Raw genomic sequence first — 14,836 nt, forward strand, 5'->3', positions numbered from 1 at the left:
AATCATGGATATTTATGTCTTAGAATGAGAATTTTAAAGGAAGATAAAGATGTTACAAATTGTAATGCATACAAGAATAAGATATAATAAGGCCAATATATTGTTGCAAATAAATTAATTTTAGGCTAAGTTGTAATAAAATAATTTGGAGGCAGGGGAATGGATAAAAAAGATTTTTCTAATTTAGAAAATCAAATTAGAGATACAATAAAAAATGCATTCGATGTCATAGATTTTGCTAAGATAAAAAAAGATATTGATGATAAAGCTCAAGAAACTATGAGAGAGACAAAAAATAAATTTTTGGATAAATCACAGTATATTGATAAAAAGGTAAAAGGTACTGTGAAAAATAGATATAAAAATATTATGAATGGTGTCCCAAAATCTGAAAATAAAATACAGAGGTATATTGCAAGGAGACCGGTTGGAAGCATATCAGGAACATTGTATACAATATTTGGATCTATATTATGCGGAATATTAGGAATATTAATAATTTCATACTCGATACTTATTTCTTTTAAGAGTGAATTTTTAATGAGTAATTTGATTAGTTTAGGAATATTGTTTTCTTTTTTTACGGCGAGTGCAGCTTTTACTTTAAGAGGTATAAATTTAAGAAAGAGAGTGAAGCGTTTTAAAGAATATGTGAAATTGCTACGTGGTAATAGCTATTGTTCTATTAGTGAATTAGCTGAAGCTGTCAGGAAAAAAAATAAATTTGTAGTTAAAGATTTAAGAAAAATGGTTGAATTAAGTATGTTTCCACAAGGACATATTGATGATAAGAAGACTTATTTCATGTTAAATAATGAAGTTTATGAGAATTATTTGGCTTCACAGGAATCTTTGAAGAAAAGGAATGAAGATGAATTAAAAAAACAAGAGGAAATAAAAAAAGACTTCAATGATCCAGTAAAGATGGAACTAAGGAATACAATTGAAATGGGAAGGGATTATATTAAACAAATAGGAGACATAAGTAGTTCTATAAATAAAGAAGAAATTTCTAAAAAGTTGAATAGGCTTCAGAATATTATAAGTCAAATACTTAAGTATGTTGAGCAGAATCCTAAAAAGCTTCAAGAAGTTGATAGATTTGCAAAGCACTATCTGCCTATTACTTTAAAGCTTCTTAATGCATATAAAGAATTGAATGAGCAGCCAGTTCATGGTGATAATATAAGAAATGCAAAAAATGAAATTGAGAAGACTTTGGATACCATAAATAATGCATTTGAAAAGTTATTAGATGACTTATTTGAAGAAATAGCATTGGATGTTTCCACAGATATTTCTGTTCTTGAAACACTATTTACTCAAGAAGGACTTAGAGAAGATGATTTTAAAAAATAAGATTTGAACAAAAAGGAGGAATTAAAAGTGACTGATGGATTTAAGGAAGATATAGATATGATGCCAAGCTTGGCATTTGAACCTTTTGAAGATGAAGTCCCTGCTGCCAAAGTAGAAGAAAATAAGCAAAAAGAAATTTTTGATGAAAGCTATTTAACAGAAGAAGAAAAGAAGATGGTCAATGAATTTGTGGATAAAATAGATATAAATAATACAAATTCAATTCTTCAATATGGAGTAGGAGCTCAAAAGAAGATTGCAGATTTTTCTGAGACAGCCTTGAATAATGTTAAAACAAAAGATTTGGGCGAAGTAGGGCAAATGTTAACAAATGTAGTATGTGAGCTTAAAAACTTTGAATCTGTGGAGGGAAAAAAAGGATTTCTAGGTCTTTTTAAGAAATCTGCAGAAAAGATTTCACAAATGAAAGCAAAGTATGAAAAGGTTGAAGGAAATATAAATAAAATTTGTAGTGCTCTAGAAAATCATCAAATACAGCTTTTGAAAGATATTGCTATGCTTGATAAGATGTATGAAATAAATAAGGTATATTTTAAAGAACTTTCTATGTATATCTTAGCGGGCAAAAAGAAACTTTCAAAATTAGAAAAGGAAGAGTTGCCTAAGTTAGCGGAAAGAGCACGAATAAGTGGACTTCCCGAAGATGCTCAGGCTACAAATGATTTTGTAGCTCTTTGCAATCGCTTTGACAAAAAGATCCATGATTTAGAATTAACTAGAATGATTTCACTTCAGATGGCTCCTCAAATTCGTATGGTTCAAAATAATGATTCATTAATGTCAGAAAAGATACAATCTACGCTTGTGAATACTATTCCACTATGGAAGAGTCAAATTGTATTGGCTCTTGGAGTAGCTCATTCAAGCAATGCGGCTAAAGTTCAAAATGAAGTTACTAATATGACCAATGAGCTTTTACGTAAGAATGCAGAAACACTAAAGATGTCAACAATCGAGACAGCTAAAGAATCGGAGCGTGGAATTGTTGAGATTGAGACTTTAAAGAATACAAATGAATCGTTGATTTCAACTCTTGATGAAGTATTGCGAATACAAAATGAAGGAAGAGAAAAACGTAAAGCTGCTGAAGTTGAATTACAAGAAATTGAAGAAAAATTAAAAAATAGACTTTTACAAATGAGACAAAGATAAAAATATAATTATGCTCTTATTTCAATGTTTAATAAGATGAAACTTTTAATATATCTTCTACAGTAAATATGAGTTTTAGTCTTTTTTAATTACAAATTACCATATATAAATGATATAATTAAAGAAGTTATATATGGTAACGATAATAGATGTAAGTATTTAATAAAGGTATAGCAATAAATAGAATAATATGTTTATTTAACATGTATATATAAGCTATAATTATGAATGCTATATAAAACATAGAATCAATGCTGTGATAACTACAAGAAAGTGAAAGGATATGTTTCAAAAAATAATTCTACAATTGAAAGATCTTAAGTAAGGGGGAGAGATATTATGAACAATAACATATTATTAGAATCGGGTACTGGGGAATTAGAAATAATAGAATTTATAGCAAATGGAAATCATTATGCAATTAATGTTGTAAAGGTTAAAGAGGTAATAGAAATGCCTTCAAACTTAACTAAATTGCCAGATCCTAAGCCAGAGATAGCTGGTCTCATACTATGCAGGGATGAAATACTTACTTTGATTGATTTAAAATACATATTAACAAAAAGATCCGCAGGAAACCTTGGCTCTAAAGTTATAGTTTGTGAGTTTAATAAAATTAAGGTTTCGTTTAATATTGACGATATAGTTGGAGTTCATCGTATAGGATGGGAAGAAATAAGAAAACCTGATGATTTATCAGAAAATTCATTAGCTGTTGGAAATATACTTTTAAATGGGAAAGTATTAATTATGCTTGATTTTGAAAAAATAGTTACAGATATTTGTCCAAGTATTGGAATAAGTGAAGATAGACTTATACAAGTAGATTATAAGGATAGATCATCTATAAAATTAGTTATGGCTGATGACTCTGCTTTAATTAGAAGGCTATTAAAAGATACGCTTACAAAAGCAGGATTTAAGAATTTAAGAATTTTTGATGATGGTAAACAAGCGTTAGATTTTATTAAAGAATTAGCGGCAAACAAAGGGGAAGAGTTTATTAAAGAAGCTCATCTACTTATTACAGATATAGAAATGCCTCAGATGGATGGTCTTACATTGACAAGAAAAATAAAAGAAGATGAAACATTGAAAAAGCTTCCTGTTGTAATATTCTCATCACTAATTACAGGAGAATTAAGACATAAGGGAGAATCTGTTGGGGCAAATGCACAATTAAGCAAGCCTGAAGTAAGTGAGCTTGTTGATACAATAGATAGGCTATTAGGTGTGTAGAAAATTGATATTTAAAGTGTTTATCATTATGCCAAAACACAACTAGAATAATTAAATTTTAGGTCTGCTAAAATTAATCTAATAGGATAGTTAAAGGTATGAGTGAAAAATTCATGCCTTTTTTATTCTCTAAGAAATTATATAGTTGAATAATTTGTGGACATTGTGCCATTGAGGGTATAAATTATGGGAAAGGCTGATTCAGAAGGTAGTCTTTTAAAAGAGAATAAAAAAGAAAATATATTCGCCTGTATAAAATGTTTTTATATAGAGAAAAGTTCAATATTGTAGAAAAGTTACGTATTGCAGCATAGCAGCTCTTTTAAGTAGTGCATAGCTGCCATTTCTAATATGCAGATTTTTCCCACATACACTTAAGAAGGCGGATGCGTAAAAAAATCCCTGATTCCGCAGTCGCTTGTGATTTTGTTCTTTAATGCGGATATACAATTAATTAAAGGAAATGTTATATGACAATTGATTATTATATGGAAAATATTGTATAATATGTAATGTACAATTACTAATAATATGTTATATTATTCAAGAGATTTTATATTTTACAATGAGCTATCAAAGGAGGAATAATGTATATAACAGCTTTATAATATCTATATAAAAATTTCTTGTATGTGCAAAAATTTAATATTTATAGAATCTTATATAAGGGGGTTTTTATGGAAAAGAAACAAAATAGATCTAATAAAATTACTAAAGAGATGATAGCCTTTTTTTATTGTCTGAGCATTGTATTTTTAATTTCTTTTATTAATAGTATAGGTGCCTATGCTGAAACCCAAAATGAGAAACAAAAGTCACCTGAAACATATACTTTAATATTGCAAGAAAGAGGAGGAGCTCAGGAGCAAATTAATGGATCTGACATTGGTTTGAAAATTGATTCGGGTATTACATTTGATAATAAATTGTTACAGGATTCTATAAATAAGCTAAGTTGCTCTGATGATAGCAAAGTTGTTCAATCTGGAAATGCTACTTTAGTCTATGTAAATAATAGTTATGTAATATCAAAAGAAATTTATGGAAATAAAATAAACAAAGATATATTATATAAAAGTATAGTAAAAGCGATTCAAAATGGAGATACGATATTAAATTTAGAAGCTACTAACTGTTACCAAAGTTCAGAGCCTAGATTCAAAATAAGTTCTCCAGTAGTTGTTAGTGCTAGGGATACACTTAATAGATATCTGTCTTCCAAAATTACTTATAATTTTGGAGGATTAACACAATATCTAGATAGTTCAACAATAAAGAATTGGATTGGCGTTGATAGCAATTTTAATGTAACAATTGATGAAAATATGGTTAGAAACTATGTAGATAATATGGCGAATACTTACGCAGCATCACTAGGAACAAGCATAAAAGTTAGTGGTGGAGATAATGGTAATAATCATAGTTGGATTATCAATACTTCAGAGGAAGCAAAAGCTCTAATTGATAATATAAAGAGTGGACAAACTATAAGCAAATATCCAATATACACTCAAACTTCTACATCCAGTTATTTTAGTAATGTTGGTGATACTTTTGTTGAAGTTGATAAGGGTAAACAACATTTATGGTTCTACAAGGATGGGTATCTTGTGGTAGAAGGGGATCTAGTTACAGGTAACGAAAGCACTGGACATGGAACACCGACAGGTGTATTTTACTTAAATTCAAAACAAAGAGATTCAGTATTAAGAGGCGAAGATTATGCAGCACCAGTTAGTTTTTGGATGCCTTTTATTAAGAATGATATTGGTCTCCATGATGCAAGTTGGAGAGATGAATTTGGAGGGGAAATATATAAGACAGATGGTTCGCATGGATGCGTAAATTTACCGTATTACGTAGCAAAGGCAATATTTGATAATATTAGTCCAGGCTGTCCTGTTATTGTTCATGAGTAATAATGTCATGTATTTCTAAGTAATGCATGATAATTAAAAATTTAATTTATTAATAAATAATGCAAAGGAAAATTTTGATCTTTTTAGATCAGGATTTTCCTTTTTTATATGTAATAATAAATATTTTACAATTAATAACTCGAATTTAAAATGTTCTAAATATAATTGTAATTACATAATTATTAAAATATAAAATATTTTTAAAAAGTTAATTATTATACATTCTCGGATTATAAGTTATGATTCTAGGATTTATAAATAGAAATTGTAATGTTGAATTATGTCAGGTGGGATAAGTGTGGGAAAACAAATATTGCAGTACGCAAAACATCAAAAAAAAATAATAATGATTATTTGTGTCTTAATAGCCATATATTCACTAGTTTCGATACATTTTATTAATCATTTTTATTTTGGTTCAACAATTAACTGTATTGATGTTTCTAATAAAACTGTGCAAGAGGCAGAAGAAGAAATATTATCTAAAACAGATACATATTCATTGGAATTAGAAGAACGGTATGATGTAAAGGAACGAATAAATGGAAAGGATATTAATTTAATATATGATTTAGGAAATAAAATTAAAGAGCTAAAAAATAAGCAAATTGCATTTGGATGGATTTTATCTTTTCTAGGAAAGGAGAATTATGTAATTACAGACGCTGTATCGTATAATGAAGATTTATTAAAGAAAAGTTTCATTAATCTTTCTTGTGTAACAGGAAACAGTGTAGTAGAACCTAAAAATCCTGAATTAGAATATAAAGATAATGGATATATAATTAATAAAGAAATATATGGGAATAAGATTAATAAAGACGCTTTGTATGAACACTTAATAAAGGCAATCATGAATGGAGAAGAGAAAATTAATTTAGAATCAATTAATTGTTATGAAAATCCTAAGTATATATCAACATCTAAGGAAGTTATTGATGCTAAAAACAAACTAGATAGATATGTAGCATCAAAAATTACATATTCCTTTGGTGAAGATAATGAAGTTATTGATGGATCCATAATACACAATTGGCTTAAGGTAAGCCAAGATTATTCAGTTACAATTGATGAAAAAAAAGTTTATGAGTATATGAAAAAAATTGCTAATACGTATAATACATCAGGTAAAACAAGAGATTTCAAAACATCTTTAGGAACAATAACAAAAGTTAGTGGAGGAAATTATGGATGGATAATTGATACTTCACAGGAAGCAAAAGAGTTGATTAAAGATATTGAGAAAGGAGAAAATATAGCAAAAGAGCCTATATATAAGCAAGTTGCTTTATCTCATGATAGTAATGACATAGGGAATACTTATGTGGAAATTAATATGAATATTCAACACTTATGGTATTACAAAAATGGAATACTTGTAATAGAAGGTGATGTTGTTACAGGTAATGCAAGCAGAGGTTCTCCGACTCCAACTGGAGTTTATCAATTAAATTATAAGCAAAAGGATGCTACCTTGAAAGGCGAAAATTATAGTAGTCCTGTTTCTTTCTGGATGCCTTTTTATGGGAATGTTGGTATACATGATGCAAGTTGGAGATCAGAGTTTGGTGGAAATATATATAAAGCGAATGGTTCGCATGGATGTGTTAATGCACCATATTACTTAGCAAAGGTGCTGTTTAATAATATTGAAGAAGGGACTCCGGTAGTTTGTTATTAGTAGAGATTCTAAAATGATTAAATTAAAATAAAATATAAATCCCAATCATTATGTTGGGGCTTATATTTTTATAAATGGATATATTAGAAAACATTTACAAAGGAAATTTATTAGTATATAATAAATTCATGCCGATCAATAAAAATGGAAAATTGATATTTAATGGTTTTCCTATAATAGAGTTTTATTTGAACATGGACAAGATTATTTAATAACAAAAAAGAGTTTAATTGATTAAATAATTAAATTAAGAAAATTTGTAAATACTTTAACTAAGTAATAGTACTAGAATAAATACATTTTTTAGGAGGAATTAATTATGATAAAAATTAGATTATTTTGTGCAGCAGGAATGTCAACAAGTCTTTTAGTTAATAAAATGAATGATGCAGCCAAGACTAAAGGTATAGAAGTAGATATTGAAGCTTTTCCAGAAAGTCAAATGGATAAAAATCTAGATGGCGTAAATGTTGCATTGTTGGGACCACAAGTTGGATATACATTAGGAAAGGCAAAGAAAATTTGTGAGCCATTAGGAATTCCAGTAGATGTAATACCAATGGTTGATTATGGAATGATGAATGGTCAAAAAGTATTGGATTTTGCATTGAAGTTAGCAGACAAGAAATAAATGCAAAATAAGTTTAAGCATTCATAAAATATTTAATTTAAATAAGCTTTCAAGTTGTTTTGGAAAGCTTATTTTTTTATGCTTTAAATTTACTATATATTGAGAAAAGGAAATAGAAAAAACGTATTGTATCCGTACAATTTACTTTTTTTGTTTTATATGATATTTTAATTAATAATAAAATACAAAAGAAAAGAAGGTGATACATTTTATGAATGAAAAATTTGTTTATGCTCCAGGACCAACAAGTGTAAGAGAAAATGTCAGATTAGAAAGAGCTAGGATAACTACTAATCCAGATGTTGATGAAGAATTTGTAGAATTCTATAAAAATACTTGCGATAAAATAGGGGAAATAATTAAAACAAAAAATCCTGTATATATACTAAGTGGTGAAGGTATTTTAGGATTGGAAGCGGCATGTGCATCTCTTACTGAACCAGGTGATAGAGTACTTGTCTTAGACAATGGGATTTATGGGAGAGGTTTTAAGGACTTTGTTGAAATGTATGGAGGAGAAGTGGTATATTTTTCATGCGATTATAACAGAGCTATAGATGAAAAGAAGTTAAATGAATTTTTAAAGGTAGATCATAATTTTAAATATGCAACAATAGTTCATTGTGATACTCCAACGGGAGTTTTAAATGATTTATCTAAGGTATGTCCATTATTAAATGAGTATGGAATTTTAACTGTTGTTGATTCTGTTTCTGCAATGGGTGGAGAAGAAATAAGGGTTGATGATTGGAAAATTGATATAGCATTAGGTGGATCTCAGAAAGCATTTTCAGCTCCAGCTGGATTAACTATGGTAAGTATCAGCGAAAAAGCTAAAGAAGCAATGAAAAATAGAAAGACTCCAGTAATAGGGTTTTACTGTAATCTTAATATCTGGGAAAATTATTACACAAATAAGTGGTTCCCATATACAATGCCAATAAGTGATATCATGGGTTTAGATAAAGCAGTTGATAATATTTTGGATGAAGGAATTCAAAATGTGCTTGAAAGACATGAAAAGATAGCATATGCAACTAGGAAAGCTGTTAGTGAATTTGGACTTGAATTATTTTTATTAGATGGTTATTCAAATACAGTGACAGCGGTTAAAATACCAGAAAGCATAGGAGCTCAGAGGCTTAAAAACCATATGTTGAGTAAATACAATACTTTGATTATAACATCGCTAAATCCATATGAAGATATAATTTTAAGAGTAGGACATATGGGAGAGAATGCAAAAGTCGATAAGCTTCTCTATGCATTAAACATAATTGAGAATGGATTAAAGGATCTTGGATTTGAAAGTGATAAGGAACTAGTAAGTTTATTTAGTAAGTATTTAGAAGAGAGGAATTTTTGACGAAGGTTTAATTATTCAGGTAAATAAATTCTAAATAATATAGTTCATTCTTGATAAGATTATTTAGTATACAATGTATGATAGCTTAAGATGGATTTTGATGAATTAAATTTTTTAGAGTTTGTATATAGTGGATAATATTAAAATCAACAATTTAGTTACTAATTATATAATAAGCAAAGGTGGGGTAAGGAATGGAAATAAACAGAAGAAAAAGCAAATTTAAAACAAAAGACATGGTAGAAACAGCATTATTAACAGCACTAATATTTGTTGCAACAGCATTTATAAATATTAGATTACCGATATTAGCTACTGGTGGATTAGTTCATTTAGGAACTGTAATGTTATTTGTTACAGCAATTGTTTTCGGAAAAGAGAAGGGAGCTATAGCTGCTGCTGTAGGAATGGCAATATTTGATTTATCATCAGGATGGGCACTTTGGGCTCCATTCACGTTCGTAGTAAGAGGGGTTATGGGATACATGGTTGGTGCTATAACATGGAGTAAAAATGAAGAAGGTAATAGTATTGTACTTAATCTTTTAGCAATTATACTATCAGGTATTTGGATGATAGCTGGATACTACATTACTGAAGGAATTCTTTATGGAAACTGGGTAGCACCAGTTGCATCAATACCTGGAAATGTAACTCAAATTATTATTGGATTATTACTGGGATTACCTATTACTAAAGTACTTAGAAGATATAAAAAGTATATTTAAATGCACAAAAATGATGCTGTGAAGTGATTTGTATTACTTCACAGCATCATTTTTTGAATTTAGCAAAGTCTATAATAAATGATAATATCTTATGAAATTTTATTTCATGAAGAATAATATTGACGAAATAAATATATCATATTATGATTATATTAACTTTATACTGTATTTAGGAGGGTATTGAGAATGAGTGATAACGATTTAAAGAAAAATAGTGCTAAGGAAGCTATGAAATATATAAAAGATGGAATGGTAGTAGGTCTAGGTGGAGGGAGAAGTATAGCCTACTTAATAGAATTTATAAAACAGGATAAAAATATTAGCGTAAAGATAGTTACCCCGTCAATAAAAACAAAAATGCTTTGCATAGAAAAGGGTTTAGAAGTTTTACACACCAGTTCTGTGGATAAAGTGGATGTTGCCTTTGATGGTTGTGACCAAGTTGATGAAAAATTAAATGCATTGAAAAGCGGTGGAGGAATTCATACAAAGGAAAAATTAATTGCTAGTATGGCAGAAGAATATATTCTCCTTGTTGATGAAGAAAAAATTGAAAAAGAATTAACATTTAAAGTTCCTGTAGTACTTGAAGTTTTAGAGGATTCTTTAAAGTATGTTGAAAAAAAGGTACTAGAATTAGATGGAAATCCAGTGATAAGAAGTAGTGATATAAAGGATGGGTTTACTATAAGTGATAATGGAAATCTATTAATAGATGTATTCTTTAATAATGTAAAAGATATTCACAAACTAAATGATAATCTAATAAAAATTTGTGGAGTTATAGAAACATCATTATTTACTAATGTAATTACAAAAGTAATTATTGCAAGTGAGGAAGGTATTAGAGAAATTTCGTAAAGATAATTTAATTAAAAATAAAATTTAAAATTAAAACATATGAGGTGAAGGATATGAATAAAATAAATTGGGCAATACTAGGGCCTGGAACAATTGCAGCAGATTTTGCAAAGGCTATAAGTGAGGTAAATGGTAGTATATATGCTGTAGGTTCAAGAAATATTGAAAAGGCAAGAGATTTTGCCGATAGGTATAATATAGAAAAAGCTTATGGGGATTATGATGAAATGCTAAAAGATGATAATATAGATGTTGTTTACATAGCGACGCCTCATTGCAATCACTATGAATATATAATTAAGAGTCTTAATAATAATAAAAACGTATTTTGTGAAAAAGCAATTACTGTAAATGGAAAGCAATTAAAAGAAATAGTTGATTTAGCAAATGAGAAAAAATTAATAGTGGCAGAAGCAATGACTATTTATCATATGCCGTTATATAAAAAGTTACGCAAAATTGTTGATGATGGCAAGCTTGGAAAGATTAAAATGATTCAAGTTAACTTTGGAAGCCTTAAAGAATATGACGTAACAAATAGATTCTTTAGTCCGGATTTAGCAGGTGGTGCGCTTCTTGATATAGGAACATATGCATTATCATTTACAAGGTACTTTCTTTCTAGCCAGCCAGAGGAAATTTTAACTACAGTTAAAAAATTTGAAACGGGAGTAGATGAGCAGTCAGGTATAATTCTTAAAAATTCTGATAATGAAATGGCAGTTATATCTTTAACTATGAGAGCAAAACAGCCGAAGAGAGGAATTGTATGCGGAGAATTAGGATATATAACCGTTGAAAATTTTCCAAGAGCAGATAAAGCAACAATTACATATCCTGATGGAAGTGTAGAAATTATTGAAGAAGGTAATGGCTCAAAAGCTCTAGAATATGAAATTGAATGCGTAAATAGGATGGTAATGAATAAAACAGGTAATGATACTTTAAGATTGTCGGTTGATGTCATGGATATAATGGACCAGGTAAGGAAACAATGGAATTTAAGCTATACTTTTGAGTAATAAGTTTTATAAATTAATTACTTGAATACGATGATTAAGGGAGTAATTATTAAAGTGAGAGAGATAGAAAAGAGTGTTCTAGATAAAATTCTTTGCATTTATAAAAGTTTACATGAAGCAGAGAAAAAGATTGCTGATTATATAATTAATAATAAAGAAAAAGTCATTGAAATGACTGTTTCTGAGTTAGCCCTAGAAAGTAGTGTTAGTGAAGCTACAATAGTTAGGTTCTGTAAAAAGTGTGACTTAAAAGGTTTTTATGATTTGAAAATTAAAATAGCTAAAGAAATGGTTAATTTAAAAAGTAGCAATATATCAAATGAGTTAGATTCCAACAATATAATGCAATCACTTCAAAATATATTAGCAAATAAAATTGAAGAATTAAAACAAACAATTTCAATGATGAATGAAGATAATATAAAAAAAATATTAGAAGCAATTAAAAGAGCAAGAATTGTTCAATTTGCAGCAGTTGGTAATACAATACCTGTAGCAATGGATGGAGCATATAAATTTAACCAGTTGGGAATATCGTCTGTTACTAATACTATATGGGAAACGCAACTTGCATTTTCATATACATTAACTAAAGAAGATGTAGTTATAGTAATATCCAATTCAGGAGCTTCAAAAGAGCTTGTAGCCTTACTTGAAATTGCAAATGAAAGGCAGGCAACAACTATTTCTATAACTAATCATGAGAATTCTCCTGTTGCTAATAAAAGCAAATATCATATAAATACTTCAACAAGGGAAAAACTATTTTTAGATGAATTTAGCTTTTCTAGAGTATCCGCTATGGTTGTTATAGAAATCTTATACTTGCTTTTAACAAGGGATAAAGAAGATGCATATAATTGGATTAGTCAGCATGAACAATCTATTGCAGAAGGAAAAATATAGAGAGAAAGTATGATAAATAAATTGGAATATAGCTTATATTTAATTTAAATTTCTAAATAGATATTAGTATTAAAGAAGGAAGGGTATAAAGATGAAAAATATAAATATTGGGAATAGTGGGATTAAAGCTTCCGAAATTGGGCTTGGATGTATGAGAATGGCATCAGTTGAAAAGAGTGAGGCAGAAAAAGTTATTAAGACATCATTGGAAGAAGGAATTAATTTCTTTGATCATGCTGATATATATGGCGGGGGAAAATCAGAAGAAGTTTTTGCAGATGCAATTAAAATGAATTCTTCTATAAGAGAAAAAATGATTATTCAAACTAAGTGTGCCATTGTACCAGGAATAATGTATGATTTTTCAAAAGAACATATTTTAAATTCAGTAGATGACAGTTTGAAGAGATTAAAAACAGATTACGTAGATACGTTACTTCTACATCGTCCAGATACACTTATGGAACCTGAAGAAGTTGCAGAAGCTTTTTCTAAGTTACACGAAAGTGGTAAAGTAAAATACTTTGGGGTTAGCAATCATACTCCAATGCAAATAGAACTACTTAATAAATATTTGAATAACAAAATAATTATAAATCAATTGCAATTTAGTATAATGCATACAGGAATGATAGATGCAGGATTAAATATGAATATTAAAAATGATGCTTCTATAGATAGAGATGGAGGAGTATTAGAATACTGCCGACTTAAGGATATAACCATTCAAGCATGGTCTCCTTATCAATATGGATTCTTTGAAGGAGTATTTCTAGACAATGATAAATTCCCAGAATTGAATAAGAAGATTAATGAGATATCAGAAAAGCACGGAGTAACTAATACTGCAATTGCAACTGCATGGATATTAAGGCATCCAGCAAAGATACAAACAATAGTTGGATCTATGAATACTGAACGAATAAAAGAAATATGCAAAGCATCAAATATTACGTTGACTAGACAAGAATGGTATGAAATATATCTAGCAGCGGGAAATAAATTACCATAAATTAAAATTGATAGCTGTCTTAAAGTGGAATTGAGTTCTACTTCAAGGCAGTTTATTTTATGTAGAAAAGTTAATCAAAGTATAAGTTAAATCATTTTATTATAAATCTCTTTAAGAAATTTTTGTGTCAGCTCAAATCTACAAAATAAATTTATTCTGAGATATAAAGAACAAGGAAATTTAATGAAAGATTATTCATGTATGCCGTTAGCAAATGGGAAATTTAAATAATAAGCAATCTAGATAAGTTTTTAAAGCATTAAAAACTAATATAATTGAAAAATAGAATGAATCTAAAGATAATACTCAAATAACTAAGCCAGGCGTATCCTTAGTAGAATATTGTAGTATTATATATATATATTGAGAATTTAAAATATAAAAGCTGTATATTGTGAGCGAGAGAATATATGTTAAGAAGTATTAATGGTAAGATAAAACACGTCGCTAAGAGCGGTAAGCAATTTAAAAAAAATATTGAAGAACTTTAAAATAAAGCGATTTAAGATTTGAAAAAATTGTTGACAAGTTGAAAATCAAGTGATATACTAAGAAAGTCGCTTGAGGGTGACAGAAAAAAATAAAATTACAGCGAAAGTTGTAAGAAAGAAATTGGTCTTTGAAAATTGAACAGAATGATATAAATACATTTAAGTAAACCAGCAATTTTTATTTGAGTAAGCTAAGATTAAACTTTTAATTGAGAGTTTGATCCTGGCTCAGGACGAACGCTGGCGGCGTGCTTAACACATGCAAGTCGAGCGATGAAGTTCCCTCGGGAACGGATTAGCGGCGGACGGGTGAGTAACACGTGGGTAACCTGCCTCATAGAGGGGAATAGCCTTCCGAAAGGAAGATTAATACCGCATAAGATTGTAGTGCCGCATGGCATAGCAATTAAAGGAGTAATCCGCTATGAGATGGACCCGCGTCGCATTA

General features: G+C 29.0%; 12 protein-coding genes and 1 rRNA gene. All 13 read left to right on the forward strand.

Features of this window, described 5'->3' with window-relative positions; genetic code table 11:
- Window positions 1-159: 159 nt before the first annotated feature.
- Complete coding sequence (locus tag T483_RS0117095; RefSeq protein WP_026887942.1) at window positions 160-1,359, forward strand: 5-bromo-4-chloroindolyl phosphate hydrolysis family protein; 1,200 nt, start codon at window positions 160-162, stop codon at window positions 1,357-1,359.
- A gap of 27 nt (window positions 1,360-1,386) precedes the next feature.
- Window positions 1,387-2,532: a toxic anion resistance protein gene (locus T483_RS0117100; RefSeq protein ID WP_026887943.1), complete on the forward strand. Its 1,146-nt coding sequence runs from the start codon at window positions 1,387-1,389 to the stop codon at window positions 2,530-2,532.
- 339 nt (window positions 2,533-2,871) lie between these two features.
- The gene (locus T483_RS0117105) at window positions 2,872-3,771 is read left to right on the forward strand and encodes a chemotaxis protein (protein ID WP_026887944.1); all 900 of its coding nucleotides are present in this window, start codon (window positions 2,872-2,874) and stop codon (window positions 3,769-3,771) included.
- A gap of 677 nt (window positions 3,772-4,448) precedes the next feature.
- Entirely contained in the window at window positions 4,449-5,690 is a 1,242-nt protein-coding gene (locus T483_RS0117115; RefSeq protein ID WP_026887945.1) for a L,D-transpeptidase family protein, read from the forward strand.
- Between the two features lie 298 nt (window positions 5,691-5,988).
- Window positions 5,989-7,371, forward strand: coding sequence for a L,D-transpeptidase family protein (locus T483_RS0117120; RefSeq protein ID WP_026887946.1), 1,383 nt, complete (start codon window positions 5,989-5,991; stop codon window positions 7,369-7,371).
- A 319-nt stretch (window positions 7,372-7,690) separates the two neighbouring features.
- A complete protein-coding gene (locus T483_RS0117125; protein WP_026887947.1) occupies window positions 7,691-8,002 on the forward strand; it encodes a PTS sugar transporter subunit IIB in 312 nt (103 codons plus the stop codon).
- Window positions 8,003-8,213: 211 nt separating this feature from the next.
- On the forward strand, window positions 8,214-9,368 hold the full coding sequence (locus tag T483_RS0117130) for a pyridoxal-phosphate-dependent aminotransferase family protein (protein ID WP_026887948.1): 1,155 nt from the start codon (window positions 8,214-8,216) through the stop codon (window positions 9,366-9,368).
- A 194-nt stretch (window positions 9,369-9,562) separates the two neighbouring features.
- The gene (locus tag T483_RS0117135) at window positions 9,563-10,096 is read left to right on the forward strand and encodes an ECF transporter S component (protein ID WP_026887949.1); all 534 of its coding nucleotides are present in this window, start codon (window positions 9,563-9,565) and stop codon (window positions 10,094-10,096) included.
- Window positions 10,097-10,282: 186 nt separating this feature from the next.
- Window positions 10,283-10,957 carry a ribose 5-phosphate isomerase A gene (gene rpiA, locus T483_RS0117140; protein ID WP_026887950.1) on the forward strand — a complete coding sequence of 225 codons (675 nt, stop codon included), beginning with the start codon at window positions 10,283-10,285 and terminating at the stop codon, window positions 10,955-10,957.
- A gap of 53 nt (window positions 10,958-11,010) precedes the next feature.
- Entirely contained in the window at window positions 11,011-11,979 is a 969-nt protein-coding gene (locus tag T483_RS0117145; protein WP_026887951.1) for a Gfo/Idh/MocA family protein, read from the forward strand.
- A 30-nt stretch (window positions 11,980-12,009) separates the two neighbouring features.
- Entirely contained in the window at window positions 12,010-12,885 is an 876-nt protein-coding gene (locus T483_RS0117150) for a MurR/RpiR family transcriptional regulator (protein ID WP_035790309.1), read from the forward strand.
- Between the two features lie 91 nt (window positions 12,886-12,976).
- Window positions 12,977-13,897: an aldo/keto reductase gene (locus T483_RS0117155; RefSeq protein ID WP_026887953.1), complete on the forward strand. Its 921-nt coding sequence runs from the start codon at window positions 12,977-12,979 to the stop codon at window positions 13,895-13,897.
- Window positions 13,898-14,593: 696 nt separating this feature from the next.
- Window positions 14,594-14,836, forward strand: a 16S ribosomal RNA gene (locus T483_RS0117160); the annotation flags it as partial.

It is taken from the genome of Clostridium beijerinckii HUN142 (genome assembly GCF_000621745.1).
GTDB classification, from domain to species: domain Bacteria; phylum Bacillota; class Clostridia; order Clostridiales; family Clostridiaceae; genus Clostridium; species Clostridium beijerinckii_A.

Coding starts and splice junctions, on each gene's coding strand:
- T483_RS0117155 (WP_026887953.1), top strand. CDS start 12,977: ATGAAAAATATAAATATTGGGAATAGTGGGATTAAAGCTTCCGAAATT.
- T483_RS0117150 (WP_035790309.1), top strand. CDS start 12,010: ATGATTAAGGGAGTAATTATTAAAGTGAGAGAGATAGAAAAGAGTGTT.
- rpiA (WP_026887950.1), top strand. CDS start 10,283: ATGAGTGATAACGATTTAAAGAAAAATAGTGCTAAGGAAGCTATGAAA.
- T483_RS0117105 (WP_026887944.1), top strand. CDS start 2,872: ATGAACAATAACATATTATTAGAATCGGGTACTGGGGAATTAGAAATA.
- T483_RS0117095 (WP_026887942.1), top strand. CDS start 160: ATGGATAAAAAAGATTTTTCTAATTTAGAAAATCAAATTAGAGATACA.
- T483_RS0117130 (WP_026887948.1), top strand. CDS start 8,214: ATGAATGAAAAATTTGTTTATGCTCCAGGACCAACAAGTGTAAGAGAA.
- T483_RS0117145 (WP_026887951.1), top strand. CDS start 11,011: ATGAATAAAATAAATTGGGCAATACTAGGGCCTGGAACAATTGCAGCA.
- T483_RS0117125 (WP_026887947.1), top strand. CDS start 7,691: ATGATAAAAATTAGATTATTTTGTGCAGCAGGAATGTCAACAAGTCTT.
- T483_RS0117115 (WP_026887945.1), top strand. CDS start 4,449: ATGGAAAAGAAACAAAATAGATCTAATAAAATTACTAAAGAGATGATA.
- T483_RS0117135 (WP_026887949.1), top strand. CDS start 9,563: ATGGAAATAAACAGAAGAAAAAGCAAATTTAAAACAAAAGACATGGTA.